The sequence below is a fragment of the Micromonospora sp. NPDC003816 genome (genome assembly GCF_042874705.1).
Lineage (GTDB): Bacteria > Actinomycetota > Actinomycetes > Mycobacteriales > Micromonosporaceae > Micromonospora.
The window spans coordinates 146,136-171,531 of sequence record NZ_JBIANP010000007.1 but is presented as its reverse complement, the minus strand read 5'-3'; the positions used below and the strand labels follow the sequence as shown (position 1 = coordinate 171,531).

26 protein-coding genes are annotated in these 25,396 nt (G+C 72.4%); 20 read left to right on the top strand and 6 right to left on the bottom strand.

From position 1 onward, the window contains the following. Positions 1-54 precede the first annotated feature (54 nt). The 8 genes from ACFYTT_RS22710 to ACFYTT_RS22675 all read left to right on the top strand — a co-directional run bounded on the left by ACFYTT_RS22710 (position 55) and on the right by ACFYTT_RS22675 (position 7,321). The gene (locus tag ACFYTT_RS22710) at positions 55-687 is read left to right on the top strand and encodes a hypothetical protein (protein ID WP_254876850.1); all 633 of its coding nucleotides are present in this window, start codon (positions 55-57) and stop codon (positions 685-687) included. Positions 688-745: 58 nt separating this feature from the next. Continuing rightward, entirely contained in the window at positions 746-1,261 is a 516-nt protein-coding gene (locus ACFYTT_RS22705) for a sigma-70 family RNA polymerase sigma factor (protein ID WP_131053772.1), read from the top strand. Next, positions 1,251-2,102, top strand: coding sequence for an RICIN domain-containing protein (locus ACFYTT_RS22700; RefSeq protein ID WP_176093931.1), 852 nt, complete (start codon positions 1,251-1,253; stop codon positions 2,100-2,102). Before ACFYTT_RS22705 ends, ACFYTT_RS22700 begins: the two co-directional genes overlap by 11 nt. Positions 2,103-2,321: 219 nt before the next feature. Then, positions 2,322-3,083, top strand: a complete 762-nt coding sequence (locus tag ACFYTT_RS22695) for a DeoR/GlpR family DNA-binding transcription regulator (RefSeq protein ID WP_131053770.1) — start codon at positions 2,322-2,324, stop codon at positions 3,081-3,083. 58 nt (positions 3,084-3,141) lie between these two features. Continuing rightward, a complete protein-coding gene (locus ACFYTT_RS22690; RefSeq protein ID WP_131053769.1) occupies positions 3,142-4,503 on the top strand; it encodes a sugar ABC transporter substrate-binding protein in 1,362 nt (453 codons plus the stop codon). A 57-nt stretch (positions 4,504-4,560) separates the two neighbouring features. Further along, the gene (locus ACFYTT_RS22685) at positions 4,561-5,493 is read left to right on the top strand and encodes a sugar ABC transporter permease (protein WP_357211947.1); all 933 of its coding nucleotides are present in this window, start codon (positions 4,561-4,563) and stop codon (positions 5,491-5,493) included. Then, complete coding sequence (locus tag ACFYTT_RS22680) at positions 5,490-6,332, top strand: carbohydrate ABC transporter permease (RefSeq protein WP_131053767.1); 843 nt, start codon at positions 5,490-5,492, stop codon at positions 6,330-6,332. Before ACFYTT_RS22685 ends, ACFYTT_RS22680 begins: the two co-directional genes overlap by 4 nt. Then, entirely contained in the window at positions 6,329-7,321 is a 993-nt protein-coding gene (locus ACFYTT_RS22675) for a zinc-dependent alcohol dehydrogenase family protein (RefSeq protein ID WP_176093934.1), read from the top strand. Before ACFYTT_RS22680 ends, ACFYTT_RS22675 begins: the two co-directional genes overlap by 4 nt. Positions 7,322-7,354: 33 nt before the next feature. Here ACFYTT_RS22675 and ACFYTT_RS22670 read toward each other — a convergent pair whose 3' ends face one another. After that, complete coding sequence (locus ACFYTT_RS22670; protein ID WP_387261923.1) at positions 7,355-8,443, bottom strand: hypothetical protein; 1,089 nt, start codon at positions 8,441-8,443, stop codon at positions 7,355-7,357. Further along, positions 8,440-9,576 carry an SPFH domain-containing protein gene (locus tag ACFYTT_RS22665; protein ID WP_387261920.1) on the bottom strand — a complete coding sequence of 379 codons (1,137 nt, stop codon included), beginning with the start codon at positions 9,574-9,576 and terminating at the stop codon, positions 8,440-8,442. The genes ACFYTT_RS22670 and ACFYTT_RS22665 overlap by 4 nt, the downstream gene beginning before the upstream one ends. Positions 9,577-9,777: 201 nt before the next feature. Between ACFYTT_RS22665 and ACFYTT_RS22660 the strand changes: the two genes are divergently transcribed. After that, entirely contained in the window at positions 9,778-10,383 is a 606-nt protein-coding gene (locus ACFYTT_RS22660; RefSeq protein ID WP_176093936.1) for a cysteine hydrolase family protein, read from the top strand. Between the two features lie 8 nt (positions 10,384-10,391). Then, the gene (locus ACFYTT_RS22655) at positions 10,392-11,312 is read left to right on the top strand and encodes a DJ-1/PfpI family protein (RefSeq protein ID WP_357211954.1); all 921 of its coding nucleotides are present in this window, start codon (positions 10,392-10,394) and stop codon (positions 11,310-11,312) included. Here ACFYTT_RS22655 and ACFYTT_RS22650 read toward each other — a convergent pair. Next, complete coding sequence (locus ACFYTT_RS22650) at positions 11,309-12,397, bottom strand: GNAT family N-acetyltransferase (protein ID WP_387261917.1); 1,089 nt, start codon at positions 12,395-12,397, stop codon at positions 11,309-11,311. The two genes, ACFYTT_RS22655 and ACFYTT_RS22650, sit on opposite strands and share 4 nt — an antisense overlap. Before the next feature lie 56 nt (positions 12,398-12,453). Between ACFYTT_RS22650 and ACFYTT_RS22645 the strand changes: the two genes are divergently transcribed. Continuing rightward, positions 12,454-12,903, top strand: a complete 450-nt coding sequence (locus ACFYTT_RS22645; RefSeq protein ID WP_357211958.1) for a MarR family transcriptional regulator — start codon at positions 12,454-12,456, stop codon at positions 12,901-12,903. A 127-nt stretch (positions 12,904-13,030) separates the two neighbouring features. Then, positions 13,031-14,029, top strand: a complete 999-nt coding sequence (locus ACFYTT_RS22640) for an NAD(P)-dependent alcohol dehydrogenase (RefSeq protein WP_176093940.1) — start codon at positions 13,031-13,033, stop codon at positions 14,027-14,029. Positions 14,030-14,055: 26 nt separating this feature from the next. Here the strand turns inward: ACFYTT_RS22640 and ACFYTT_RS22635 are convergent, their stop codons facing one another. Next, on the bottom strand, positions 14,056-15,129 hold the full coding sequence (locus ACFYTT_RS22635; RefSeq protein ID WP_387261913.1) for an XdhC family protein: 1,074 nt from the start codon (positions 15,127-15,129) through the stop codon (positions 14,056-14,058). A gap of 121 nt (positions 15,130-15,250) precedes the next feature. Between ACFYTT_RS22635 and ACFYTT_RS22630 the strand changes: the two genes are divergently transcribed. Genes ACFYTT_RS22630 through ACFYTT_RS22595 form a run of 8 tightly spaced genes read left to right on the top strand, consistent with a single transcriptional unit; the run spans position 15,251 to position 23,560 of the window. Then, on the top strand, positions 15,251-16,123 hold the full coding sequence (locus tag ACFYTT_RS22630; RefSeq protein WP_131053981.1) for a xanthine dehydrogenase family protein subunit M: 873 nt from the start codon (positions 15,251-15,253) through the stop codon (positions 16,121-16,123). Between the two features lie 2 nt (positions 16,124-16,125). Beyond that, positions 16,126-16,674, top strand: coding sequence for a (2Fe-2S)-binding protein (locus ACFYTT_RS22625; protein ID WP_176093942.1), 549 nt, complete (start codon positions 16,126-16,128; stop codon positions 16,672-16,674). Then, positions 16,671-19,061: an aerobic carbon-monoxide dehydrogenase large subunit gene (locus tag ACFYTT_RS22620; RefSeq protein ID WP_176093943.1), complete on the top strand. Its 2,391-nt coding sequence runs from the start codon at positions 16,671-16,673 to the stop codon at positions 19,059-19,061. The genes ACFYTT_RS22625 and ACFYTT_RS22620 overlap by 4 nt, the downstream gene beginning before the upstream one ends. 9 nt (positions 19,062-19,070) lie before the next feature. After that, complete coding sequence (locus ACFYTT_RS22615; RefSeq protein ID WP_387261907.1) at positions 19,071-19,940, top strand: XdhC family protein; 870 nt, start codon at positions 19,071-19,073, stop codon at positions 19,938-19,940. Then, on the top strand, positions 19,913-20,521 hold the full coding sequence (locus tag ACFYTT_RS22610; protein WP_387261905.1) for an NTP transferase domain-containing protein: 609 nt from the start codon (positions 19,913-19,915) through the stop codon (positions 20,519-20,521). Before ACFYTT_RS22615 ends, ACFYTT_RS22610 begins: the two co-directional genes overlap by 28 nt. After that, complete coding sequence (locus ACFYTT_RS22605; protein WP_387261902.1) at positions 20,518-21,387, top strand: AAA family ATPase; 870 nt, start codon at positions 20,518-20,520, stop codon at positions 21,385-21,387. Before ACFYTT_RS22610 ends, ACFYTT_RS22605 begins: the two co-directional genes overlap by 4 nt. Continuing rightward, complete coding sequence (locus ACFYTT_RS22600; protein ID WP_387261899.1) at positions 21,384-22,361, top strand: SRPBCC family protein; 978 nt, start codon at positions 21,384-21,386, stop codon at positions 22,359-22,361. Before ACFYTT_RS22605 ends, ACFYTT_RS22600 begins: the two co-directional genes overlap by 4 nt. Next, a complete protein-coding gene (locus ACFYTT_RS22595) occupies positions 22,358-23,560 on the top strand; it encodes a VWA domain-containing protein (protein ID WP_387261896.1) in 1,203 nt (400 codons plus the stop codon). The genes ACFYTT_RS22600 and ACFYTT_RS22595 overlap by 4 nt, the downstream gene beginning before the upstream one ends. Here ACFYTT_RS22595 and ACFYTT_RS22590 read toward each other — a convergent pair. Together ACFYTT_RS22590 and ACFYTT_RS22585 are read right to left on the bottom strand one after the other, a co-directional pair. Next, positions 23,521-24,477, bottom strand: a complete 957-nt coding sequence (locus ACFYTT_RS22590; RefSeq protein WP_176093948.1) for a LysR family transcriptional regulator — start codon at positions 24,475-24,477, stop codon at positions 23,521-23,523. The two genes, ACFYTT_RS22595 and ACFYTT_RS22590, sit on opposite strands and share 40 nt — an antisense overlap. Positions 24,478-24,639: 162 nt before the next feature. Continuing rightward, positions 24,640-25,395, bottom strand: coding sequence for an SDR family NAD(P)-dependent oxidoreductase (locus tag ACFYTT_RS22585; RefSeq protein ID WP_131054842.1), 756 nt, complete (start codon positions 25,393-25,395; stop codon positions 24,640-24,642). Position 25,396 lies beyond the last annotated feature (1 nt).

The following is a 25,396-nucleotide window of genomic DNA, read 5'->3' as shown; positions in this document are numbered from 1 at the left end:
CGACACCCGGACCGGTCGGACGGGCTCGGGGCGGTAGCCGGAAGGTGGGAGGCCATGATGGTGACGAGTAGGTGGATCGCCGGTACGGGCCTGGTGGCGCTGGTCGCCGCCGCAGTGGGTGTGTACGGGGTGGCGTCGGCGTCCGAGAGTGCGCCACCGGCGGTCGAGCCGCTGTCGATGGCGGCGCCGTTCGTCGCGGCGACGCCGAAGCCGACGCCGACGCCGACCGTGGAGCCGGTACTCTCCGGCACGCGTCGGGTCACGATCGTCCGGGTCGGCGCGTTCGAGTCCGGGCTGTCGTTGCTCGACGGGGGACGGCTGGCCGAGGTGGACGACGACCGGGGACGGCAGGTGTTCGTGCCGACCCCGCTGGGCGGGCAGGAGTACCTCATCAAGTCGTACTACGGCGGCGGCACCGGGCAGCCGGTCTGCTGGCAGACGCACAACCCGGGCAACGCCCGACCGCTGGTGGTGCGGGGCGCCACCTGCCGGGCCGGTGACCCGCTCCAGCGGTTCGTCATCACCAGGGCGCAGGGTGGCGGTGCCCGCGAGTTCGTGATCAGCAACAGTTGGGCCTACCTGCGGACCACGGCGCGCAACGGGCTGATCCTGGAGGAGTTGGGCGACGCGGCGCCGTTCGACAGCTTCCGGTTCAACGACACCGGGCCCGCGCCACGGCAGGGCTGACGTCCGGCGGGGATGCGGCATGACCAGGAGCGACCGGATCGGCTGGAGACCGTGATCGATGCGCGACGCTGACGAGTTCGACGCCTTCTACTCCGCGTCGGCCCAGCGGGTGCTGGGCCACCTCTACGCCATGATCGGCCGTCGGGCCGAGGCGGAGGACGCGGTGGCGGAGGCGTACGCCCGGGCCTGGGACCGGTGGGCGACCGTCCGCGAGTGCGACAGCCCGGAGGCGTGGGTGCGCAGCGTCGCGTACCGGGTGGCGGTCAGCGCCTGGCGCAAGACGGTCAACCGGCTCACGGCCCACCGACGGCACGCCGCCGAGGAGCGCGTCGAGGGCAGCTCGGTCGACCACGTCGCGATCGTGGCCGCGCTGCGCCGCATCCCCGCAGACCAGCGCCGGGTGGTGGTCCTGCACCATCTGGTGGGCCTCAGCGTGGCGGAGATCGCCACCGAGGCGGGCACCAACGTGAACACCGTCAAGACGCGGCTCGCCCGGGGGCGACGCGCCCTCGCCGCCCACCTGGGCGACGACGAGCACCAGGTGACCAGCGGGGGGAGGGGACATGACCGCTGACCGCGAGCTGGACGACGCCCTGCGCGGGTTGGCCCGGCACGGCGGGCAGGGCCGGGTCCACCCCGCCGCCGAGATCCGGCGTCGGGGGGACACCCGACGCCGTCGACGGCACGTCGCGACCGTCACGGTCGGTGTCCTCCTGGTCGCCGCGCTCGGTGCCGGCACCGCCGCCATCCGCCTCGCCGGGCCGCCGCACACCATCCCGGTCGGGCCGGCGGGACCGACCCCCGTCCCGGCCACCGGCCCACCCGGGGCCACGCCGAGTCCCGACGTGGTCGGTCCCCCCACCGGCTCGTCGAGTCCGTCCACCACGTCGTCGCGCCCCGCGCCGAATGGCTCTCGGCCGTCCGTCACGGACCCGTCGAGTCCCGCCTCGGGCACCACCGGTGCGCCGCCGGTGGGCGCTGGCGGGGTGCTGTCCGGGCAGCGCCGGGCCACCGTCGTGCGGGTCGACGGGATCGGCGGGGTGTCGCTGCGCGACGAGGGTGGTCTCGGCGAGGTCGACGGGGACGAGGGCGACCAGCTCTTCGTCTTCGTGCCGCAGGGCGGGGACACCTATCTGGTCCGGGTCGCCGGGGCGGGGGACACCTGCTGGGAGTCGCGCTCCTCGGGCAGTGCGCCGTTACGCGTGGTGGGTGCCGCCTGTGATCCGGGCGAGCCGAGGCAGCGGTTCACGATCGTGCGGGACGGGCAGCGGGGCGGCGCGCCCGCGTACGCGATCAGCAACCTGTCCGCGTTCCTCCAGCACTCGCCGACCCGGGGGCTGATCCTCGAGGAGATCGGCGACGCGACGCTGACCACCTATTTCCGGCTGGTCGACAACGGGCCCGCGTCGAGCTGACGAGGCGACGCCCGACCGGGCGCACCGGGTGCTGATCGGGCAACCCGGGGCGCCAATCGGGCGGTCGTTCTGCGCGGTAAAGGGTCAATGACCGTTATGTGCTGCCCGTTCGGGCTGGCTTGCGGGCAACAAACCCACCAGAATCACCCGCATGTGACCGGAGTCACCTGACCGTCCACGGTGTTACAAAAAGACACACACGCCGACGGGAGGTACACAGTGGACGCGAACCAGCGCCGCCACCACATCCTCGCCGTGGCGCGCCGGCAGGGCGACGTCGACGTCCGCGACCTCGCCGTCGAGCTGAGCGTCGCGCCGGAGACCATCCGTCGTGACCTGAGCCTGCTGGCGCAGCAGGGCCTGGTCCGCCGGACGCACGGCGGTGCCTACCCGATGGAGACCGCCCGCTTCGAGACGACCCTGGAGACCCGGGCCACCCGGATGGTCGTGGAGAAGCGACGGATCGCCACCGCAGCCGTGGAACACCTCGGCGACGCCGAGTCGATCTTCATCGACGAGGGCTACACCCCGCAGCTCATCGCCGAGGCGCTGCCCACCCACCGGCAACTGACCGTGGTGACCGCCTCGCTGCACACCGCGGCGACGCTGGCCGCGTACCCGTCGGTCACGGTGCTGTTGCTCGGCGGCCGGGTGCGCGGACGCACGCTGGCCACCGTCGACCACTGGGCCACCCGGATGCTCGCCGGCTTCGTGATCGACCTCGCCTACGTCGGGGCCAACGGCATCTCCCGCAAGCATGGGCTGACCACACCGGACCCGGCCGTGGCCGCCGTCAAGGCCCAGGTGATGGCGGTGGCCCGGCGGGTCGTCTTCGCCGGGGTGCACACCAAGTTCGGCGGGCACAGCTTCTGCCGGTTCGCCGACGTGGCGGACCTCGACACCGTCGTCACGGACACCGCGCTGCCGGCCTCCGAGGCGCACCGCTACTCGCTGCTCGGCCCGGTGGTGCTGCGCGTCTGAGCGCCCCGGCCGACCGTCCCCTCACCCTCACCCTCACCACCACTTCCGGAGGTTCGCTGTGCCCAGAACACGATCTCCGCGCCGATGGCGCGGCACGCTCGCCGTCGGTCTCGCCGTCGCGCTGGTCTCGACCGCCTGCTCCGGAGCCGGCGGCGGGTCGTCCGGCGACGGCACGGCCATCACCGTGCTGATGGTCGGCAACCCGCAGATGGAGGACCTGGCCAAGGTCACCGCCGAGAACTTCACCAAGGACACCGGGATCACCGTCCGGTTCACGATCCTGCCCGAGAACGAGCTGCGCGACCGGGTCACCCAGGACGTCGCCACCCAGGGCGGCCAGTACGACGTGGCCACCATCGGCGCGTACGAGGCGCCCATCTGGGCGCAGAACGACTGGCTGCACGAACTCAGCTCGTACGCCGACGGGGACACCGGCTACGACAAGGGCGACCTGCTCGAACCGATGGTCGCCTCACTCTCCGGCCAGGACGGCAAGCTCTACGCCGCGCCGTTCTACGGCGAGTCGTCGTTCCTGATGTACAACAAGGAACTCTTCGCGGCCAAGAACATCACCATGCCGGAGCGCCCGACCTGGCAGCAGGTCGCCGGGTTCGCCGCCCAGCTCGACGACAAGGACAAGGGGATCTCCGGCATCTGCCTGCGCGGGCTGCCCGGCTGGGGTGAGCTGTTCGCGCCGCTGACCACCGTGGTGAACACCTTCGGCGGCACCTGGTTCGAGAAGGACTGGACGCCGAAGGTCAACGCGCCGGAGTTCACCGAGGCGACCACGTTCTACGTCGACCTGCTCCGCGCGCACGGTCAACCGGGCGCACCGCAGTCCGGGTTCACCGAGTGCCTGAACACGTTCGGCCAGGGCAAGGCGGCGATGTGGTACGACGCCACCTCCGCCGCCGGCACCCTGGAGGACCCCAACTCCAGCACCGTCGCCGGCAAGGTCGGCTACGTGTACGCGCCGGTCGAGAAGACCGACTCGTCGGGCTGGCTCTGGGCCTGGGCGCTGGCCATGCCGAAGACCACCAAGAACGCCGACGCCGCCTGGAAGTTCATCTCCTGGGCGACCGGCAAGGAGTACGAGCGGCTGATCGGCGGCTCGCTCGGCTGGTCCCGGGTACCGGCCGGCAAGCGCCAGTCCACCTACGAGATCGCCGAGTACCGCGAGTCCGCGAGCGCCTTCGCCGACATCACGCTCAAGTCCATCCAGGAGGCCGACCCGGTCGCCCCGGGTGTGCAGCCCCGGCCCGCGCTGGGGGTGCAGTTCGTCGGCATCCCCGAGTTCGCCGACCTCGGCACCAAGGTCTCCCAGGAGGTGTCGGCGGCGATCGCCGGCCAGAGCACCGTCGAACGGGCGCTCGCCGACGGCCAGCGGTTGGCCGAGGAAGCCGCCAGCAAACACCGGTAGCCGCGTGTCGGGGCCGGTCGACCGGCCGGCCCCGACCCTGCCCTGTGAGGCGGATCGATGACCACGACCACCACCACCGACCCGGACGCGAGCCCGCGTCCCGCCGTACGTCCCACCCGGCCGGACCGTAAACAGCGCTGGGCCCGCCGCGCCCCGCTGCTGCCCGCCCTGGTCTTCGCCATCGTGGTGACCCAGCTCCCGTTCCTGTTCACCCTCTACCTGTCCACCCAGAGCTGGAACGCGTTGCGTCCGGGCAGCCAGGAGTTCATCGGGCTGGCCAACTACGCGACCGTGCTCAGCGACGCCCGACTGCGGGCCGCCCTGGTCAACACCGTGGTGCTGACCGCCTCGTCGGTGATCGTCTCGGTGCTGCTCGGCCTCGGCCTGGCCCTCCTGCTGGACCGGAAGTTCCCCGGCCGGGGCATCGTGCGGACCCTGCTGATCACCCCGTTCCTGGTGATGCCGATGGCGGCGGCACTGCTCTGGAAGCACGCCATCTACAACCCGTCGTACGGCCTGATCAACGGCATCGTCGGCGGCAGCACCGACTGGGTGTCGCAGTACCCGATGGTGGCCGTGGTCGCCTCGCTGGTCTGGCAGTGGACCCCGTTCATGATGCTGATCATCCTGGCCGGGTTGCAGGGCCAGTCCCTGGAGACGCTGGAGGCCGCCCGGGTCGACGGCGCCGGACCGTGGCAGACCTTCACCCGGATCACGCTGCCCTACCTGCGGCCCTACCTGGAACTCGGCGCCCTGCTCGGCGCGATCTACCTGGTGCAGACGTTCGACGCGGTCTTCACCATCACCCAGGGCGGTCCCGGGCGGGCCACCACCAACCTGCCGTACGAGATCTACCTGACCACCTTCCGCAAGTTCGAGTACGGCGAGGCCGCCGCAGCCGGTGTGGTGGTGGTGATCGGCACGATCGTCGTCGCCACCTTCGCGCTGCGGTTGCTCTCCAGTCTGTTCCGGATGGAGGACGCGCGATGAGGCGTACCGCTGCCCCGGTCCGGCGCGGGGCGGGCGTCACCGGCGCGGTCTGGACCGTGCTGGCCTGGCTCGCCGGACTGTTGTTCTTCCTGCCGGTGGCATGGATGGTGCTGACCGGCTTCAAACGCGAGGTGGACGCCGCCAGCAACCCGCCGGCCTGGTTCTTCACCCCGGTGCTCGACGGCTACCGACAGGTCTTCGACCGGGACCTCATGCCGTACCTGCTCAACTCGCTGATGGCCAGCGTGATGTCCACGCTGCTGGTGCTGCTGCTGGCCACCCCGGCCGCGTACGCGCTCTCCATCCGGCCGGTCGCCAAGTGGCGTGACGTGCTGTTCTTCTTCATCAGCACCAAGATGCTGCCGGTGGTCGCCGCGCTGCTGCCGATCTACCTGCTGGTGCAGAACCTCGGCATGCTGGACAACGTCTGGACCCTGGTCGTGCTCTACACGGCGATGAACCTGCCGCTGGCGGTCTGGATGATGCGCTCGTTCATGCTGGAGGTGCCGACCGCCCTGATCGAGGCGGCGGCGATGGACGGCGCGAGCCTGCTGGTCACCATCCGGCGGATCCTGTTGCCGATCGTCGCGCCCGGCCTGGCCGCCACCGCGCTGATCTGCTTCATCTTCAGCTGGAACGAGTTCTTCCTCGCGGTCAATCTCACCGCCACCAGGGCCGGCACCTCGCCGATCTTCCTGGTCGGCTTCATCACCTCCGAAGGGCTGTTCCTGGCCCGGCTCTGCGCGGCGGCGACGATCGTGTCGTTGCCGGTGGTGCTGGCCGGCTGGATCGCCCAGAAACAACTCGTCCGAGGACTCTCCATGGGGGCGGTCAAGTGAAGGCAGCAGTCATCGTCACGCCGGGTCAGATCAGCGTCGAGTCCGTACCGGACCCCACGCCCGGCCCCCGGGACGTGGTCGTCGAGGTGGCCGGCAGCGGGATCTGCGGCACCGACCTGCACATCATGGACGGCGAGTTCGCGCCCGCGTACCCGATCGTGCCGGGCCACGAGTTCGCCGGCACGGTGGTCGCGGTCGGCGGCGACGTCACCGAGGTCCGCGTCGGCGACCCGGTCGCCGTGGACCCGTCGCTGCACTGCGGCGAGTGCTACCAGTGCCGGCGGGCCCGGGGCAACCTCTGCGAACGGTGGAACGCCATCGGCGTGACCGTCGCCGGGGGAGCGGCCGAGTACGCCCTCGCTCCGGTCCGCAACTGCGTGGTGCTGCCCGAGGGCGTCGCCCCGGCCGACGCGGCCCTGATCGAACCGCTCTCCTGCGCGGTACGCGGCTTCGACGTGCTGCCCCGGCGGCTCGCCGACCACTACCTGATCTACGGGGCCGGCACGATGGGCCTGATGATGCTCGAACTGGCCAAACGGTGCGGCGCGGCCACGGTCAGCGTGGTCGACCCGAACGCCGACCGCCTCGCCACCGCCGTCGCGCTGGGCTGTTCGGCGAGCGCGGCGAGCGCCGACGACCTGGACCGGCCGCGTGGCTGGGACGTGGTGATCGACTGCACCGGCGTGCAGGCCGCCATCTCCGACGGCCTGGGCCGGGTCGCGCCGGCCGGCACGTTCCTCCAGTTCGGCGTCTCCGAGTACGCCACCCGGGTGCCGGTCGAGCCCTACCGCATCTACAACAAGGAGATCACCGTCACCGGCTCGATGGCCGTGCTGCACAGCTTCGAACGTGCCGCCGAACTCTTCGCCGTCGGGGTCCTGGACCCGGCCGTCTTCATCAGCCACCGGTTCCCGCTGGAGAAGTACGCCGACGCGATGGCGCAGTTCCGGGCCGGCGTCGGTCGCAAGATCCAGATCGCCGCCGCGTGAGGTACGCGGCGGCGTCCGAGACCCGCGCGGCTCCTACCGACCCAGCGCGAACGCCAGCACGATCGCGGCGACCAGCGCCAGCGCGGCCAGCACCGCGGCAGCGATCTTCACCTTGCTGTACGGGCGTTCGCCGATCACCTCGCCGGTGCGGGCGTTGACCAGGATCTGGTACGACCGCCCGGCGTGCAGGTAGGCGGCGATCCAGACCGGCAACAGCATCAGCTTGTACGTCACGTCCGAGTAGCTGGTGTCGACGGAGTCGACGCGCTGTTCGTCGCCACCGATGTCGCTGCGGCAGTCACCCTGGATGACCGGCGCCATCCGGGTCTTCGCCGTGGCCAGCCCCGCCTCGGGCTCGGTGTCGTAGCGCAGCGCGTGGTAACCGGCCAGGTAGTCCCCGTGGTACGCGACCGCCTCGGTCAGCGGCCACGGGCCCAACCGGTCCAGCTGCTGCTCCGGCAGGTACCGGGTGGCCGGGACCAGCACGTCGTCGAAGTCCCGCCGGACCGTGCCGCCGGCCGGATACCACCGGGTGTGGCGTACCTGCCGGGTCCGCGTCTCCGCCTTGCCGTCGACGATCACCGTGTACGTCTCGGTGACCCAGTAGTGCTGGCCGCGCTGCCCCCGGTACTGCGACACGGTCCGCGCGTCGAACGTCCAGTGCGGCAGGTACGTGCCCTTGAGCGTCTCCGCCTCGCTGACCTTCTTGAGGCTGTTCGGCGCGAACCAGCGGCTGCGGCACCAGGTGCTCAGAGCCGTCCGCACACCGGCGCGGTCGACCTGGAACGGCAGCACCCCCTCCGGGGCGATGAGGCTGCCCGTCGCGTGGTCGGCCACCAGTGGCGCGGCGCAGAACTGGCACCGCTTGGCCAGCGCGTTGCTCTCGGTGCGGGCACCGCAGCCCGGGCAGACGAAGGTGTACGCGCCGACCTGCGCCGCCGGCTTGCGCGCCAGCGTCGCCAACTGGGCGTACGCGTGCTCGCGTACCTCCCGGCCGGCTCCGGCGATCTCCTGCTGGCTGCCGCAGTACGGGCAGCGCAGCACTGCCGCGCCCGGTGCGTACTCCACCCGGGCGCCGCAGTTGCCGCATCCGAACGCCGGCGGGACGGTCGCGCCGCTCATCGCGGCGGCAGCGGCGGCGGAACGCTGGCCAGCACCGAGGCGAGCTCGGGAAGCTGCCCGGCGGGCTGCCACTGTGCCATGCCGGCCCGCCAGGCCAGCGTCTCCGCGCCCAGCGTGCCGGCGGCCACCTGGGCGGCCAGCCCACCGAGGTCGAACGGGCCCTGCCGCTGCCCGTCGACGCCGATGAACCACTGGGTCTGGGTCGGCAGCGGCGGCGGCTCGGCGCTCGGCGGTGTCGGGGCGTGCGCCGCCGGGGCGTGCTGGGCGGGCGCGGTCTCGCCGGCCATCGTGCGGGCCATCTGCTGCCCCATCGCCATGCCCATGCCCAGGCCGACGCCGGCACCCGCCTCGCCGCCCGGGTTGCGGGCCGCCTCCTCCAACGCGGTCGCGGCCTGGAACTGCGTGAACCGGTCCAGGTCGCCGACCGCGCCCATGCTGGTGCGCTTGTCCAGCGCCCGCTCCACCTCCGGCGGCACGGAGATGTTCTCGATGACGAAGGTGGGGATCGCGATGCCGACATCGGCCAGCTCCGCCGTCAGGACCCCGGCCAGCCGTCGGCCGATGGCGTCCTGGTGCGCGGCCAGGTCCAGCAGCGGTACGCCGGCCGTGGCCAGCGCCCCGCCGAGCCGTCCCACGATGAGCTGCCGCAGGTACTCCTGCACCTCCTCGGTGCGGAACTGCGGATCGGTGCCGACCAGCTCCCGCAGCAGACGCTGCGCGTCCACCACCCGGGCCGCGTACGCGCCGAACGCGCGCAGCCGGACCACGCCGAACTCGGCGTCCCGCAGGATCACCGGGTTCTGGGTGCCCCACTTCATCTCGGTGAACTGCCGCGTGTTGACGAAGTACACCTCGGCCTTGAACGGCGAGTTGAAGCCGTACTTCCAGCCCTTGAGGGTGGAGAGGATGGGCAGGTTGCGGGTCTCCAGGGTGTAGGTGCCGGGCGGGAAGGCGTCGGCGATCTGCCCCTCGTTGACGAACACCGCCGTCTGCGACTCGCGCACGATCAGCTTGGCGCCCATCTTGATCTCGTTCTGGAACCGGGGGAAGCGCCAGACGATCGTGTCGCGGCTGTCGTCCAGCCACTCCACGATGTCGACGAACTCGCCCCGGAGCCGGTCCATGAGTCCCATCGCGTACCCTCCCTGTCGGCCAGGTGATCATCGGCGTCGCGGGCGACCGTATCAACCGGTGACCAGCAGTTCCGCCGGGGTACGTGCGGCGGCCGGATGCCGGACCACCGACCACGGCCGCTCGCCGGTGACCGGATCGGTCCGCAGCCCAGCCCGATCGTGGCTGGTGGGGGCCGGATTCGGTGGGCAACCATGGATGCCATGAGCAGCGCACTTCTCGTCATCGACGTGCAGGAGTCGTTCCGGCGACAGGAGATCTGGGCGGCCACCTCGAACCCGGGCATCGTCGGTCAGGTGAGCCGTCTGGTCGACGCGGCACGCGGCGGGGGCGACCCGGTCGTCTGGGTGCTGCACGCCGAGCCGGGCACCGGTGACGTGTTCGACCCGGCCCGAGGTTTCGTCCGGCCAATGGACGGGTTGCGGCCCGCCGCGGACGAGCCGGTCCTGACCAAGTACGCGCACAACGCCTTCACCACCACCCGACTGCACCAGCTGCTCACCGTCGCCGGGGTACGCGAGCTGGTGATCTGCGGAATCCGGACCGAGCAGTGCTGCGAGACCACCGCCCGGGTCGCGGCGGATCTCGGCTACGCGGTCACGTTCGCCGTCGACGCGACCGCCACCACCCCGATCGCGCACCGGGACGCCCCGGCCGGTCGACCGCTCGCCGAGATCCTCGCCGACCCGCGCACGCTCGGCACCGACGAGATCATCGCGCGCACCGAGTACGCGTTGGCCGGGCGGTTCGCCACCATCCGTACCGTCGACGAGCTGACCGGTGCGGCGGTGGCCGTCGCCACGGGCTGAGGCCGTCGATGACCACGGTGGTGTTCCTGCTCGTGCCGCAGGTGCACCTGCTCGACCTGGCCGGTCCGGCGCAGGTCTTCTCCACGGCGGCGAACCAGGGGTACCCGTACCACCTGCGGTACGTCGCCGAGCAGGACGAGGTGGTGACCGCACAGGGGCTGCCGGTGCGCGCCCGCGTCGACTGGCCCGCGTTGGGCCCGGCCGACCTGGTCGTCGTCCCCGGTTGGCGGTCACCGGCCTCGCCCGGCACCGGACGACTGGACACCACGACCCTGGGCCGGCTGGTCGCACACCACGCCGCCGGAGGAACCGTGGTGAGCGTCTGCGCGGGCGCCGACGCCCTCGGTCGCGCGGGGCTGCTGGACGGGCGGCGGTGCACCACCCACCACGAGGTGCAGGACGAGGTGGCCCGTCGGTATCCGGCGGCGACGGTGCTGCGGGACCGGCTGTACGTGGTCGACGACCGGGTGGCCACCTCCGCCGGTATCGCCAGTGGCATCGACCTGGCGCTGCACCTGGTGGCGACGCGCCACGGACCGGCCCCGGCCGCGCGGGTCGCCCGCGAGATGGTGGTGTACGCGCGGCGTAACGGACACGAACGGCAGGACAGCGTCATGCTGCGGCACCGCGCCCACCTCAGCGACGTGGTGCACCGGGCCCAGGACCTGCTCGACGTGCGGTTCACCGAGCCGCTGCCGCTGGGCGAGCTGGCCCAGTCGGCAGGGGTCAGCGAACGCACCCTGACCCGCCTGTTCGGTGCCGCGACCGGGCTCACCCCGCTGCGGTACCAGCAGTTGCTGCGCGTCGAGCGCGCCGAACACCTCATCGGGCACGGCGTCACCGTGGAGGCCGCCGCCCGAGCGGTCGGTTTCGCCGATGCCCGGATGCTGCGCCGACTGCGGGCCCGGACGGCACCCGCCGTCGGCTAGCTGCTCACCGGTGGGCGCCGCTTGACCAGGTGGACGACGCCCTGTGCGGCGTCGACCTCGGTCACCGTGTAGCCGGCCCGTTCGTACACCCCGATGTTGCGGGTGCTGCGGTGGCCGGTGCACAACGCGTGGTGCGTGGTGGTCTCCGGGGCCTGCGACTCGGCGTGCGCGAGCAGCCAGGAGCCGATCCCGCCGCCCGCCTGGTCGGGGGCGACCATCAGGCGGCCGACCAGCCACGCGTCCCCGTCCGCGCGGGCCCGCACCGACCCGACCAGGCGACCGTCGCGGCGCAGGCACCAGATCCGCCAGGTCGACGTGGAGGCGCGCAGATCCGCGAAGGACTCCTGCAACGGCGGCAGGTCGAGGGTGTCGTTGACGATCGCCTCCTGCACCCAGCAGCAGCGCTGGAGCACGAACAGCTCGGCCAGGTCCTCGTCCCGGACCTCGGACAGGGTCAGCCCCTCGACCGGCCCGGCGGTGAGCTCCGGGAGCGCGGGTGCCCGCAGCGGACGCAGGGCCCGGGCGACCTGGTCGAGTTCGCGCAGCACGCTCCGCGCGCCGTCGGCCAGCGCGGGGGCGTCGAGCACCCGGCCGTCGCGGGTGTGTTCGGCGAGGCGCAGCGCGACGGTGGCGCCGATCGGCACCATCCGCAGCGTGGTGACGACCTGCTTGGCCATCTGCACCGCGCGGGTGCCGGCCGAGGTGTTGCCGTAGCTGACGAAGGCCACCGGCTTCCACGCCCACTCCTGATAGAGGAAGTCGAAGGCGTTCTTGAGCACCGCCGGCATGCCGAAGTTGTACTCCGGGGTGACCACCACGAACGCGTCGGCGTCGGCGACCCGGCGGCTCCACTCGCGGGTGTGGTCGTGCGCGTACTCGCCGCGTGACGGGTGCTCGGGCTCGTCGAACATCGGCAGCCCGACGTCGGCCAGGTCCGCGACCTCCACCCGGGTCCGGTGCCGGGCGGCGTCCGGCGCGGTGGCCCGGACGAACCAGTCGGTGATGGCCGGGCCGAGTCGGCCGGGTCGGGTGCTCGCGACGATGACGAGGACGCGCAGGGGTGCGGACGGAACGGTCGATGACATGTCAACGAACGTAGCCGGAGTTTCGATGACATGTCAACGACGGGTACGGTGGTGACATGGCGACACCGTGGCTCAGTGCCGACGAGGAGCGGGCCTGGCGGGCGTTCCGGCGTCTGCTCGTCGCGCTGCCCGCCCGCCTGGACCGGGACCTGGTCCGCGACTCGGGCCTCTCCCCGGCCGACTACGAGGTGCTCAGCACGCTGTCGGAGAAGACGGACCGCCGCTGGGCGCTCAAGGACCTCGCCGCCAAGATGGAGTGGTCGCGCAGCCGGCTCTCCCACCACGCCACCCGGATGCAGGCCCGGGGGCTCGTCGCCCGGGAACCCGACCCGCAGGACGCCCGGGGCTGCCTGCTGCGCCTGACCGACGACGGCTTCGACGTGCTGGAACGCGCCGCGCCGCCGCACGTGGAATCGGTGCGAACCCGCTTCCTCGACCACCTCGACGCCGACGAGCTGGCGTTGCTGCGCGACCTCTCCACCCGTATCGCCGACCTGCCGGACTGAGCACCACCCGACCGGCGTCGGCGGGTACCGCGCCGTACTTTCGGCCGTACGGTCTCCTGCCGGGGACCGGTGCGGGGGCGGCCCGTGTGCCGATGAGTCGCCCCGCCGCGAGCGACACCATGGCGACATGAAGGCGATCGTTGCGCACCGATACGGCTCACCCGACGTGTTGCGGCTCCAGGAGGTCGACCGGCCGGTCCCGGCCGCCGACGAACTGCTGGTGCGGGTGCACGCGGCCGCGCTGAACGCGCGGGACTGGCACGTCCTGCGGGGCGACCCCTACCTCGCCCGGCTGGCCGCGCCGCAGATGATGGGGCTGCGCGGGCCCCGGCGCGTCATCCGGGGCACCGACTTCGCGGGCACCGTCGAGGCGGTCGGCGCCGACGTCGACCGTTTCCGCCCCGGCGACGAGGTGTACGGCGACACCGGCGACCTGCACGGCGCGTTCGCCGAGTACCTCTGCGTACCCGCCGCGCGGGTCGAGTCGACACCGGCGACGCTCACCGTCGCGCAGGCCGCCGCACTGCCGCTGGCCGGCAACACGGCCCTGCTCGGCGTCCGCGACGTGGGGCGGCTGCGCGACGGGCAGCACCTGCTGGTCAACGGCGCCTCCGGCGGTGTGGGGACGTTCGCCGTCCAGATCGGCAAGGCGCTCGGGGCCACCGTGACGGCGGTGTGTCGGACCCGCAACGTCGACCTGGTCCGGTCGCTCGGCGCGGACCACGTGGTCGACTACACCACCCACGACTTCGCCCGCCTCGGCCGCCGCTACGACGTCCTGCTGGACCTGGTCGGCAACCGATCCCTGGCCGACCTGCGACGCGCACTGGTTCCCGGCGGCACGCTGGTGCTCTCCGGCGGCGGGACCTTCCGGGGCCGACCCGCCCTCGTCGGGCCGATGGCGCTGCTCCTGCGGGCGCAGGTGGCGGCGCGCGTCACCGGTGAGCGGTGGGAACTGCTCGCGACGCCACCGAGCCGGGAACTGCTGGCCGGCGTGCGCGACCTGGTCGAGGCCGGTCTGGTCGCCCCGGTCGTCGACCGCACCTATCCGCTCGCCGAGGTGCCGGCGGCGATGCGGTACCTGGAGAGCGAGCACGCTCGCGCCAAGGTCGTCATCACCGTCTGAGCCGGGATCGGCGGTGCGGTGGGCGCTCAGGCGTGGTGGATCGGGCTGTCCAGCTCGGTCAGCGGACGACCCGAGCCGCCCCAGGACCCGGCGACGATCTCGGCGGCGATGGCCACCGCCGTCTCCTCCGGGGTACGCGCACCGAGGTCGAGCCCGATCGGGGAGCGCAGCCGGGTCAGGGTCTCCTCGTCCACCCCCGCCTCGCGCAACCGGCGCATCCGGTCGTCGTGCGTACGGCGGCTGCCCATCGCGCCGATGTAGCGCGCGGGCGTGCGCAGGGCGACCTGGAGCAGGGGGACGTCGAACTTCGGGTCGTGGGTCAGCACGCAGAGCACGGTGCGCTCGTCGACGACGGTCGCGGCGAGGTACTCGTGCGGCCAGCGCACCACGAGGTCGTCGACGTCCGGGAAACGCTTCCGGGTGGCGAACACCGCGCGGGCGTCGCAGAGCGTGACGTGGTAGCCGAGGAAGCGGCCGATCCGCGCGACGGCGGCGGCATAGTCGATCGCGCCGAAGACGATCATCCGGGGCGGCGGCACGTAGGACTGGACGAAGACCGACACCTCGTCACGGCGCTGCTCGCCGTGCGTACCGAGATGGACGGTGCCGGTGCTGCCCTGGGCCAGCATCCCGGCGGCCTGCTGCGCCACCGCGCGGTCCAGGTCGGAATCGCCGAGGCTGCCGGCGACCCGGTCGGGCCAGACCACGAGCTGGGCATCCCCGGTCGACGCGGTGGCCACCGGCCGGCCGGTGGTGATCGCGTCGAGCAGCGCGTCGGTCTCGGTCAGCGCCACCTCCGGCTGCACCAGGACCTCGATGGTGCCGCCGCAGGTCAGGCCCACGCCGAACGCGTCGTCGTCGCTGACGCCGTAGATCTCGGTCCGCGACTTGCCGGTCTCGATGGCCTCCCGGCACAGGTCGAAGACCGCGCCCTCGACGCAGCCGCCGGAGACGCTGCCCAGCACCTCACCCTCGGCGTTGACCGCCATGGTGGCCCCCGGCTGCCGGGGCGCCGAGCGCCAGGTGCGGACGACGGTCGCCACGGCGAACGCGACGCCGGCCGCACGCCAGTCCGTCAGTCCGTCCGCGATGTCCCGCATGGTTGCACCATCCGTGGCCGCCGGTGTCGTCGTCAACCCGACCTAAGCAATTGCTTAGGTCGACGTTGACTTTGGAAACGGGCCCGACCAGATTCTGGCGGGACCGCGGAGGAGCGACATCATGCAGGTTCCGGCACCGTTCGAGTACGAGCGCGCCACCAGTGTGGACCAGGCCATAGGTTTGTTGGAACGGCTGGGCGGAACGGCCCGGCTGATCGCCGGTGGGCACAGCCTGCTGCCGATGATGAAGCTGCGCCTGGCCAATTTCGACTATCTGATCGACATCAACGATCTGCACCCGGAACTCGGTTACATCCGACCCGGCCGGCACGAGTTGCGGATCGGCGCACTGACCCGGCACCGTGAATTGCTGGAATCCGCCGAACTGGCCGCCGCATTCCCGATCTTCGCCGACGCGGAGCGGGTGATCGCCGACCCGATCGTGCGCAACCGGGGCACCCTGGGCGGGTCGCTCTGCCAGGCGGACCCGTCGGAGGACCTGTCAGCGGTCTGCACGACGCTGGACGCGAGCTGCGTGATCCGGGGGCCCGGCGGCGTCGAGCGGATCGTGTCGATGGAGGAGTTCCACGTCGGACCGTACGAGACGGCGGTCGGCGAGGCCGAGATGCTGATCGAGGTCCGGCTGCCGGTACGCCCCGGCGGCGGCAGCGCGTACGAGAAGGTCGAGCGCCGGGCCGGCGACTGGGCCGTGGTCTCGGCCGGCGCGGCGATCTGGCTGGACGGCGGCGTGATCTCCGACGCCCGGGTGGGGCTGGCCGCGGTCGGCCCGAACACCACCGGCATCCCGGAGGTCTCGGCCGCGCTGCGCGGGCAGGAGCCCACCGAGAGCGTGTTCGCGCGGGCCGGCGAGATCGCGGCGAGCCAGTGCGAACCGGTCACCGACCAACGCGGCAGTGCCGACTACAAGCGGCATCTGGCCGCCGAGCTGACCAAGCGGGCCCTGCGCCGGGCCGCCGAGCGGGCGAGGAGCTGAGCATGCAGGTCACCATGACCGTCAACGACGTCGAGGTCACCCGGGAGATCGAGGGTCGGCTGCTGCTCGTGCACTTCCTGCGGGACGTGCTGGGCCTGACCGGCACGCACTGGGGATGCGACACCAGCAACTGCGGCACCTGCGTGGTCTGGCTGGACGGCGAGCCGGTGAAGTCGTGCACGGTGCTCGCCGCGATGGCCGGCGGCCACGAGGTGCGTACCGTCGAGGGCCTTGCCTCCGGCGCCGAGCTGGACCCGGTGCAGCAGGGCTTCATGCAGTGCCACGGCCTCCAGTGCGGTTTCTGCACGCCGGGCATGATGATGACCGCGCGGGCGCTGCTGAACCGCAACCCCGACCCGAGCGAGCCGGAGATCCGCGAGGCGATCTCGGGCCAGATCTGCCGCTGCACCGGGTATTCCACCATCGTCCGATCCGTGCGCTGGGCCGCCGTGCACGAGCAGGCCGCCGCCGCCAAGGTCGTCGAGTCCACCGAATCACCCGCCGCCGGCGAGATCTCCGACGCCGGCCAGCCTGCCGGGAGCCCCGCATGACGACCGTGCACGAGCCCGTGGACACGTTCCACGACAACGACCAGAAGCCGGTCGGGTACGGCCGGATGCTCCGCAAGGAGGACCCGCGCTTCGTCCGGGGCCGGGGCCGCTACGTCGACGACGTGCAACTGCCCGGCATGCTGCACCTGGCCATCCTGCGGTCGCCGGTGGCGCACGCCCGGATCGTCTCCATCGACACCAGCGCCGCCGAGGCGTCGCCCGGGGTCAAGGCGGTGGTGACCGGGGCGATGCTGGCCGAGCAGAACCTCGCCTGGATGCCGACGCTCTCCAACGACGTGCAGGCCGTGCTCGCCACCGACAAGGTGCGCTTCCAGGGCCAGGAGGTGGCCTTCGTGGTCGCCGAGGACCGGTACGCCGCCCGCGACGCGCTGGAACTGATCGACGTCGAGTACGACATCCTCGACCCGGTCGTCGACGTGCGCCGCGCGCTGGAGCCGAACGCCCCGGTGATCCGCGACGACCTCGAGGGCAAGGCGAACAACCACTGCTTCGACTGGGAGACCGGCGACGAGGCGGCCACCGAGGCCGCGTTCGCCCGCGCCGACGTGGTGGTCAGCGAGGACATCGTCTACCCCCGCGTGCACCCGGCGCCGATGGAGACCTGCGGCGCGCTCGCCGACTTCGACCCGATCGAGGGCAAGCTGCGGCTCTGGTCCACCACCCAGGCGCCGCACGCGCACCGCACCCTGTACGCCATCGTGGCGGGCATCCCCGAGCACAAGATCCAGGTGATCGCGCCGGACATCGGCGGCGGGTTCGGCAACAAGGTGCCGATCTACCCCGGGTACGTCTGCGCCATCGTCGCCTCGATCGTCACCGGCAAGCCGGTGAAGTGGATGGAGGACCGCTCGGAGAACCTGATCAGCACCGGTTTCGCCCGCGACTACATCATGCGCGGTGAGATCGCGGCGACCCGGGACGGCAAGATCCTGGCCATCCGCACCAACGTGCTCGCCGACCACGGCGCCTTCAACGGCACCGCCGCGCCGGTCAAGTACCCGGCCGGGTTCTTCGGCGTCTTCACCGGCAGCTACGACATCGAGGCCGCCTACTGCAAGATGACCGCGGTCTTCACCAACAAGGCCCCCGGCGGTGTCGCGTACGCCTGCTCGTTCCGGATCACCGAGGCCGTGTACCTGGTGGAGCGGATCGTCGACTGTCTCGCCGACGAGTTGGGCATGGACCCGGCGGAGCTGCGGCTGAAGAACTTCATCCAGCCCGAGCAGTTCCCGTACACGACGAAGACCGGCTGGGTCTACGACTCGGGCGACTACGAGCCGACCATGCGGCTGGCCATGGAGATGGCCGGCTACGCCGAGCTGCGCCGCGAGCAGGAGGAGAAGCGTGCTCGGGGCGAGCTGATGGGCATCGGCATCGCGTTCTTCACCGAGGCCGTCGGCGCCGGTCCCCGCAAGAACATGGACATCCTCGGGCTGGGCATGGCCGACGGCTGCGAGCTGCGCGTACACCCGACCGGCAAGGCCGTGGTCCGGCTCAGCGTGCAGTCGCAGGGACAGGGCCACGAGACCACGTTCGCGCAGATCATCGCCGAGGAGATCGGCATCCCGCCGGACGACATCGACGTGGTGCACGGCGACACCGACAACACCCCGTTCGGTCTCGGCACGTACGGCAGCCGGTCCACCCCGGTCTCCGGGGCCGCCGCCGCGCTGGTCGCCCGCAAGGTCCGGGACAAGGCGAAGATCATCGCATCGGCCATGCTGGAGGTGTCCGTCGCCGACCTGGAGTGGGAGAAGGGCACCTTCCACGTCAAGGGCGACCCGGGCAAGTCCGTCACGATACAGGACATCGCCATGCGCGCGCACGGCGCCGGTGACCTGCCCGACGGTATCGAGGGCGGACTGGAGGCGCAGATCTGCTACAACCCGTCGAACCTGACGTACCCGCACGGGGCGTACATCTGCGTGGTGGATATCGACCCGGGCACGGCCCAGGTGACGGTGCGCCGGTTCATCGCGGTCGACGACTGCGGCACCCGGATCAACCCGATGATCATCGAGGGGCAGGTGCACGGCGGCCTGACCGACGGCGTCGGCATGGCGCTGATGGAGATGATCGCCTTCGACGAGGACGGCAACTGCCTCGGCGCGTCCATGATGGACTACCTCATCCCGACCGCGCTGGAGGTGCCCGACTGGGAGACCGGCTACACGGTCACCCCGTCGCCGCACCACCCGATCGGCGCCAAGGGCGTGGGGGAGTCGGCCACCGTCGGCTCACCACCGGCGATCGTCAACGCGGTCGTGGACGCCCTGAAGCCCTTCGGTGTCCGGCACGCCGACATGCCGCTGACGCCGTCGCGGGTCTGGGACGCCATGCGCGGCCAGGCCCGACCGCCGATCTGAGGAGGCGACATGTCGACGACGATCGCCGACCGGGCGAATGCGTTGCGCGCCGCCCGGGAACCGTTCGTGCACGCCACGGTGGTCCGCGCGCAGGAACCGACGTCGGCGCGGCCGGGTGACGACGCGGTGATCCTGCCGGACGGGTCGATCGAGGGCTTCGTCGGTGGGGCGTGTGCCGAGAACTCGGTCCGTGCCGCCGCGCTGGACACCCTGCGCGACGGGAGCACCCTGCTCTTGCGCGTGCTGCCGGACGGCACGGACACCTTCCCCGACACCCCGGGTGCGCGGGTGGTGGTGAACCCGTGCCACTCCGGCGGCGCGGTCGAGGTCTTCCTCCGGCCGATGCTGCCCGCGGCGGTGCTGGGGGTGGCCGGCACCAGCCCGATCAGCGCCGCCGTGGCGACGCTGGCACGCTTCCTCGACTTCGAGGTGGTCGAGACCGGTGACTACGCCGGCGCCACGGCCGTGGTGGTGGCCGGTCTCGGCAAGGGCGATTCGGAGGCGATCCGGGCCGCGCTGGACGCGGGCGTGGGCCACGTCGCGCTGGTCGCCAGCCGTAAGCGGGCCGCCGCGCTGCTCGACGAGCTGACGTTGACCGACGACGAACGGGCCCGCGTGCACGCGCCGGCCGGGCTGGACATCGGTGCGCGTACCCCGCCGGAGATCGCCCTGGCGATCATGGCCGACGTGGTGCGCGCGGTCCGGCGCGACGACCTGCGGCCCCCGGCGGGCGCGCCCGTGGTCCGTCCTCAGCAGGCGGTGGACCCGGTGTGCGGGATGACGGTGACCGTCGGACCGGACACCCCGCACGCCCGGGTGGACGGCACGGACCACTGGTTCTGCTGCCCCGGATGCCTCGCGCGTTTCACGGGCGGGTAGCCGTGAACGTGACCGGTCTGGTGCTCGCCGCAGGGGCGTCGGTGCGTCTCGGTGAGGCCAAGCAACTGCTGCCGTACCGGGGGCGGACCCTGCTCGACGCGACCCTGGACCTGGCCCGCTCGTGCGGCTTCGGTCAGCTCCTGGTGACCCTCGGCGGCGCGGCGGACCAGGTCCGGGACCGGGTCGACCTGACCGGGTGCGAGGTGGTGGAGAACGCGGCCTTCAGCACCGGGTGCGGCTCGTCGATCAGCACCGCCGTGCGGGCGGTCGACCCGCGCGCCGACGCGCTCGTGCTGCTCCTCGGCGACCAGCCCGGCGTCCGCGCCGACGACGTGCGGCGGCTCGCCGCCACCGACACGCCGCTCGGGGTGTGCCGGTACGCCGACGGGCCGGGGCACCCGTTCCGGTTCGGCCGGGCGGTCTTCCCCGACCTGGCCGACCTGCACGGCGACAAGGCCGTGTGGAAGCTGCTGCACTCCGGCCGTCATCCGGTGACCGAGCTGCCGGTGGACGGGCCGGTGCCGATCGACGTGGACACCCGCGCCGACTACGAGCGACTGCTGACGGAGCAGGCCCGGTGAAGGACGCGCCCGACGTCGCGCGTCGCCTCGACGCCGTCGACTACCTGACCGACGACGGCCTGGCGATGGCGCTGTTCCTGGCCGTACGGATCGGCAAGCCGCTGCTGCTCGAAGGGGAGCCCGGCGTCGGCAAGACCGCCGCCGCCAAGGCGCTGGCCCGGGCACTGGACACCACGTTCATCCGGTTGCAGTGCTACGAGGGCCTGACCGCCGGTGAGGCGCTCTACGAGTGGAACTACCAGCGGCAACTGCTCGCCATCCGACTCGCCGAGGCGCAGGGGGCCCGGCTGACCGACGGTGACCTGTTCAGCGCCGAGTTCCTCCAGGAACGGCCCATCCTGCGGGCGGTACGCCATCCGGGGCCGGTGCCACCGGTGCTGCTGATCGACGAGATCGACCGTGCCGACGACGAGTTCGAGGCGCTGCTCTTCGAGTTCCTCGGCGAGGCCGGCATCACCATCCCGGAACTCGGCACGTTCACCGCGCACACCCCGCCGATCGTCGTGCTCACCTCCAACCGCAGCCGCGAACTGCACGACGCGCTGCGCCGTCGCTGCCTGTACCACTGGATCGAGTTCCCGGAGCCGCACCGGGCCGCCGAGATCGTCCGCCGGGCGGTGCCGACGGCCGCCGAGCCGCTGATCCGCACCGCGACCGAGTTCGTCGGTGCCGTACGCGGCCGGGAACTGGACAAGGCGCCCGGGATGGCCGAGGCCATCGACTGGGTGTCCGCGCTGTCCGTGCTCGGTGCCACCGACCTCGCCGGTGACGACGTCCTGCGGACCATCGGCACCATCGCCAAGACCCCCGACGACCGCGTCACCGTGGCCGCCGCGCTCGGCACACTCCAGGAGAGTCAATCGTGAAGCTCAACAATGATTTCGTGGTCAACATCCCGATCGATCGGGCCTGGGCGGTCCTCACCGACCTGGAGGGGATCGCCCCCTGCATGCCGGGTGCCCGTCTCACCGGCGTCGACGGCGACGTCCACAAGGGCAAGGTGAAGGTCAAGGTGGGCCCGGTCATCTCCGAGTTCGCCGGCACCGCGCAGTTCGTCGAGAAGGACGACGCCGCGTACCGGGCGGTGATCGACGCCAAGGGCCGCGACGCCCGCTCGGCGGCGAACGCCGCCGCCGTGGTCACCGCCGCCCTGCGTCCCGACGGCGACCGGACCCTGGTGAGCGTCGACACCGACCTGCGGATCTCGGGGAAGCTGGCCCAGTTCGGCAGCGGCATGATCAAGGAGGTGTCGGGCAAGCTGCTCGCCCAGTTCGTCACCAACCTGGAGGCCAAGCTGGCGGCCGAGGAGGCCGACACCGCCGCACCCGCCACCGAGGCGCCGCCCGCCGCCGCACCGGCCACGGTGGACGCCGCGCCGGTCGCGGCCGACGCCGCGCCCGCCTCGGCCACGTCGCGCCCCGCGCCCGCCCCGACCGACGCCGCAGCGGCGACCGACGCACCGGCAGCGGGGGAGACCGTCACCGCCGGGGCGCACCCGAACCCGGTGGACCTCGCCCCTGCCACCGAAGCCGTCGGCACCGAGGCGACCGCCGGCGGCGGGGACCCCCTGCGGACCGCGACCGCTGCCCCCGCCGCCGCGACGACGACCACCGGGGACGCCACGACCACGCGGCAGACCGTGGTCGCCGAACCGGCATCGGCCACCGTCGCACCGGTGACCCGGGGCGCCGCCGCGCCGACTCCTGCCGACAGCGACGACGACGAGGCGCTGGACCTGCTCAGCATCGCCGGTGGGTCGATCACCAAGCGCGTGGTGCCGCTGGTCGTCGGTCTCGTCGTGGTCGGCGCGGTGATCGCCTGGTTGATCGCCCGCAGGTGACCGCAGGGGTGCTGCGCGGCGTCGACCGCGCCGCGTTCGCCGTGGCGCTGGCCGACCGGTTGCGTCGTGCCGGCGTACCGGCCGGGCTCACCCAGGTCGACGACTTCGTCCGCGCGATCGTCGCCGCGTCCCCGGCGGACCGGTCGACGCTGTACTGGAGTGCCCGGGTCAGCCTGGTGCGGCGGCACGCCGACCTGGCCACCTTCGACGCCGTCTTCCAGGCGGTCTTCGCCGATGCGCCGCCGCTGCCGGTGACCCGTGCGGCGGCGACCGGGCCGGGTCGTCGCGACGAGGTGCACGTGCCGCTGCCCGCCGACACCGACAGCGCGGGTTCGGGCGGCGGGCTGCCCTGGGCGACGCTGCCTCCGGCGGTGGCCGAGGCGGAGGAGTCCGACGCGGCGCTGCGCCTGCCCGAGCGGCGTCCGGCCGCCCTCGCCGGGCTCGCCGACCGGCCGTTCGAGGACCTCGACGACGGGCAGGTGGCGCTGCTCGGCGAGGTGTTGCGGGCCGCCGTGCGCCGCTGGCCGACCCGGCGTACCCGGCGGCACCGGGTCAGTCCGGCCGGACGGCGGATCGCGCTGCGACCGACCGTGGCGCGGGCCCGCCGCACCGGCTGGGAGCCGGTGGAGGTGATACGCGAACGGCAGGTCCGCCGACCGCGCCGGGTGGTGCTGCTCTGCGACGTCAGTGAGTCGATGCGGGCCCAGGCGACCGCCTACCTGCACCTGATGCGGGCGTTCGCCACGGTCAGCGACGCCGAGGTGTTCGCGTTCGCGACGACGCTGACCCGGCTCACCACCGTGCTGCGGCACTCCTCGCCGGTCGAGGCGGTGGACCGGGCCGGCGTGGCGGTGACCGACCGCTTCGGCGGCACCCGGATCGCCACCAACGTGCGGACGCTGCTCGCCTCCCACCACGGCGATCTCGTTCGCGGTGCCGTGGTGGTGATCGGGTCGGACGGGTGGGACAGCGACCCGCCCGACGACCTCGCCGCCGCCATGGCCCGGCTGCGCCGTCGGGCGTACCGGATCGTCTGGTTGAACCCGCGTGCCGGCGCACCCGGTTTCGCCCCCCGGGTGGCCGGCATGGCCGCCGCGCTGCCCTACTGCGACCGGCTGCTGCCGGCCGGTACGTTCCAGAACCTGCTGGACGCCGCCGGTCAGCTCCAGAGCGTCACGTGGACCGCCGGCTTGAAGTGACCCACGCTGACGCCCGCGCCGCGCATCATCGCCTGGATGGCGCGGGAGGTGGAGGCGAACCGGGACAGCTCCGCGGCGGCTGAGGGCGCACCCGCACTGGACAGCAGCAGCGAGTGCCAGCCGTCCTCGACCGGGGTGTGCGGGCCGGCCAGCAGCAGCAGGTCACCGCTGCGGACCTCGGGTGCGACGGTGAACGCCAGCGCGGGCGCGATGCCCTTGCCCCGTTTCGCCTCGCCGAGCGCGGCGGCGTGGCTCTGGAAGATCTGCTGCCGGTCCTCGGGCACGGCGAGTCGGCGCAGCATCGCCGGCACCGCACCCAGTTGGGCGGTGCCCGAGGGGCCGAGCAGCCAGGTCTGCTCGCGCAGTTGGGCCGCCGACGCCCGCACTCCGGCCAGCGGATGCTCCGGTCCGACGACGGTCACGAGCCGGTAGTTCATCACCGGCCGGCAGGTGATCGCCGGGTCGACCACCGGCGGCTGCGGACCGATCGCGATGTCCACGGCGCGGGTCAGCAGCAGCGTCTCGAAGGAACCCGCGTCGCGCACGCTCAGCTCGACGTCGAGGTCGGCGGCGCGCCGGGTGAACAGCTTGATCAGGCCGGGCGCGGCGAGTTCGGCGAAGAGGCTGCACGCGGCGACCCGCAACATCCGTCGTCCCCGCGCCGCCGCGGTCACCTCGACCACCGTGCGGTCCTGCAGGCCCAGCAGTTCCGAGGCCCGGCTGGCCAGCCGCAGCCCGCCGGGGGTGAAGGCGAGCCCGACGGCGGTACGGGTGAACAACTTGTCGCCGAACTCCTTGCGCAACTGCGCGATGTGCAACGAGACGGCCGACTCGGAGACGTCGAGTTGCGCGGCGGCCTGTTTGACCGAACCCATCCGGACCACCGCGACGTACGCGCGTAGTTGTGCCGGCGTCATCGACGGCGTCCCTCCTGCCACCCCGATCTGACGATCCGGACGGTCCCTCGCAGCGAAACACGATCATGCCCGTTACGCCGCGTCGTCGCCAACCCTCCTGTCGGCCACCATGGTGCCCGGTCGACGGGGCGGGCGGACGAGCCACCCGCCCCGGCCGCCCCGTCAGAGCCGATAACCGCCGGACACCTCGATGTCCTGGGCGGTGATCCATCGGCCCGCGTCGTCGAGCAGGGCGGCGATGGCCACCCCGATGTCGTCCGGTTCACCGACCCGGCCGAGAGCGGTCTGGGCCGCCAACTGCGGGATCACCTCCGGGTGCCGGGCGAAGGCGTCGCCGGCGATGCGGGTGCGGGTGGAGCCGGGGGAGACCGAGTTGACCCGTACACCCCGCCCGCTCAGTTCCTTGGCCAGGTAGCGGGTCAGCACCACCAGGCCGCCCTTCATGGTGCCGTAGGCGGAGTAGCCGGACTCCAGGCCGGCACCGACGGCGTTGCTGGCGACGTTGACGATCGCGCCGCCGTCGGCCAGCCGGGGCAGCAGCGTCCGGGTGAGGAAGTACGGCCCTCGCAACAGCACCCGCATGAGGTCGTCGAAGAGTTCCTCGGTGGTGTCCTCGAACGTCGCCGTCCGGCTCGCCCCGGCGTTGTTGACCAGGTAGTCGAAGGTGTCCCGCTGCCAGGTGTCGCGCAGCGCGGTGACCACCGCGTCGTGGAAGGCCGGGAAGCGTGTGGAGTCGCCGAGGTCGAGCGGCAACGCGACGGCGCGGCCACCGTCGCTCTCGATGCGCGCCACCGTGTCGTGCGCCCCGGTCGGGTTGTTCTGGTAGGTGAGGATCACCCCGGTGCCGCGTCGGGCGATCTGGAGCGCGGCACTCTGGCCGATGCCGGAACTGCCGCCGGTGACGATGGCGATACGCATG

What these genes read in the sequence shown, in the direction of transcription:
- ACFYTT_RS22710 (WP_254876850.1), top strand. Translation starts at nt 55, where the DNA reads ATGATGGTGACGAGTAGGTGGATCGCCGGTACGGGCCTGGTGGCGCTG.
- ACFYTT_RS22705 (WP_131053772.1), top strand. Translation starts at nt 746, where the DNA reads ATGCGCGACGCTGACGAGTTCGACGCCTTCTACTCCGCGTCGGCCCAG.
- ACFYTT_RS22700 (WP_176093931.1), top strand. Translation starts at nt 1,251, where the DNA reads ATGACCGCTGACCGCGAGCTGGACGACGCCCTGCGCGGGTTGGCCCGG.
- ACFYTT_RS22685 (WP_357211947.1), top strand. Translation starts at nt 4,561, where the DNA reads ATGACCACGACCACCACCACCGACCCGGACGCGAGCCCGCGTCCCGCC.
- ACFYTT_RS22680 (WP_131053767.1), top strand. Translation starts at nt 5,490, where the DNA reads ATGAGGCGTACCGCTGCCCCGGTCCGGCGCGGGGCGGGCGTCACCGGC.
- ACFYTT_RS22670 (WP_387261923.1), bottom strand. Translation starts at nt 8,443, where the DNA reads ATGAGCGGCGCGACCGTCCCGCCGGCGTTCGGATGCGGCAACTGCGGC.
- ACFYTT_RS22665 (WP_387261920.1), bottom strand. Translation starts at nt 9,576, where the DNA reads ATGGGACTCATGGACCGGCTCCGGGGCGAGTTCGTCGACATCGTGGAG.
- ACFYTT_RS22660 (WP_176093936.1), top strand. Translation starts at nt 9,778, where the DNA reads ATGAGCAGCGCACTTCTCGTCATCGACGTGCAGGAGTCGTTCCGGCGA.
- ACFYTT_RS22655 (WP_357211954.1), top strand. Translation starts at nt 10,392, where the DNA reads ATGACCACGGTGGTGTTCCTGCTCGTGCCGCAGGTGCACCTGCTCGAC.
- ACFYTT_RS22650 (WP_387261917.1), bottom strand. Translation starts at nt 12,397, where the DNA reads ATGTCATCGACCGTTCCGTCCGCACCCCTGCGCGTCCTCGTCATCGTC.
- ACFYTT_RS22645 (WP_357211958.1), top strand. Translation starts at nt 12,454, where the DNA reads ATGGCGACACCGTGGCTCAGTGCCGACGAGGAGCGGGCCTGGCGGGCG.
- ACFYTT_RS22640 (WP_176093940.1), top strand. Translation starts at nt 13,031, where the DNA reads ATGAAGGCGATCGTTGCGCACCGATACGGCTCACCCGACGTGTTGCGG.
- ACFYTT_RS22635 (WP_387261913.1), bottom strand. Translation starts at nt 15,129, where the DNA reads ATGCGGGACATCGCGGACGGACTGACGGACTGGCGTGCGGCCGGCGTC.
- ACFYTT_RS22630 (WP_131053981.1), top strand. Translation starts at nt 15,251, where the DNA reads ATGCAGGTTCCGGCACCGTTCGAGTACGAGCGCGCCACCAGTGTGGAC.
- ACFYTT_RS22625 (WP_176093942.1), top strand. Translation starts at nt 16,126, where the DNA reads ATGCAGGTCACCATGACCGTCAACGACGTCGAGGTCACCCGGGAGATC.
- ACFYTT_RS22620 (WP_176093943.1), top strand. Translation starts at nt 16,671, where the DNA reads ATGACGACCGTGCACGAGCCCGTGGACACGTTCCACGACAACGACCAG.
- ACFYTT_RS22615 (WP_387261907.1), top strand. Translation starts at nt 19,071, where the DNA reads ATGTCGACGACGATCGCCGACCGGGCGAATGCGTTGCGCGCCGCCCGG.
- ACFYTT_RS22610 (WP_387261905.1), top strand. Translation starts at nt 19,913, where the DNA reads ATGCCTCGCGCGTTTCACGGGCGGGTAGCCGTGAACGTGACCGGTCTG.
- ACFYTT_RS22590 (WP_176093948.1), bottom strand. Translation starts at nt 24,477, where the DNA reads ATGACGCCGGCACAACTACGCGCGTACGTCGCGGTGGTCCGGATGGGT.
- ACFYTT_RS22585 (WP_131054842.1), bottom strand. Translation starts at nt 25,395, where the DNA reads ATGCGTATCGCCATCGTCACCGGCGGCAGTTCCGGCATCGGCCAGAGT.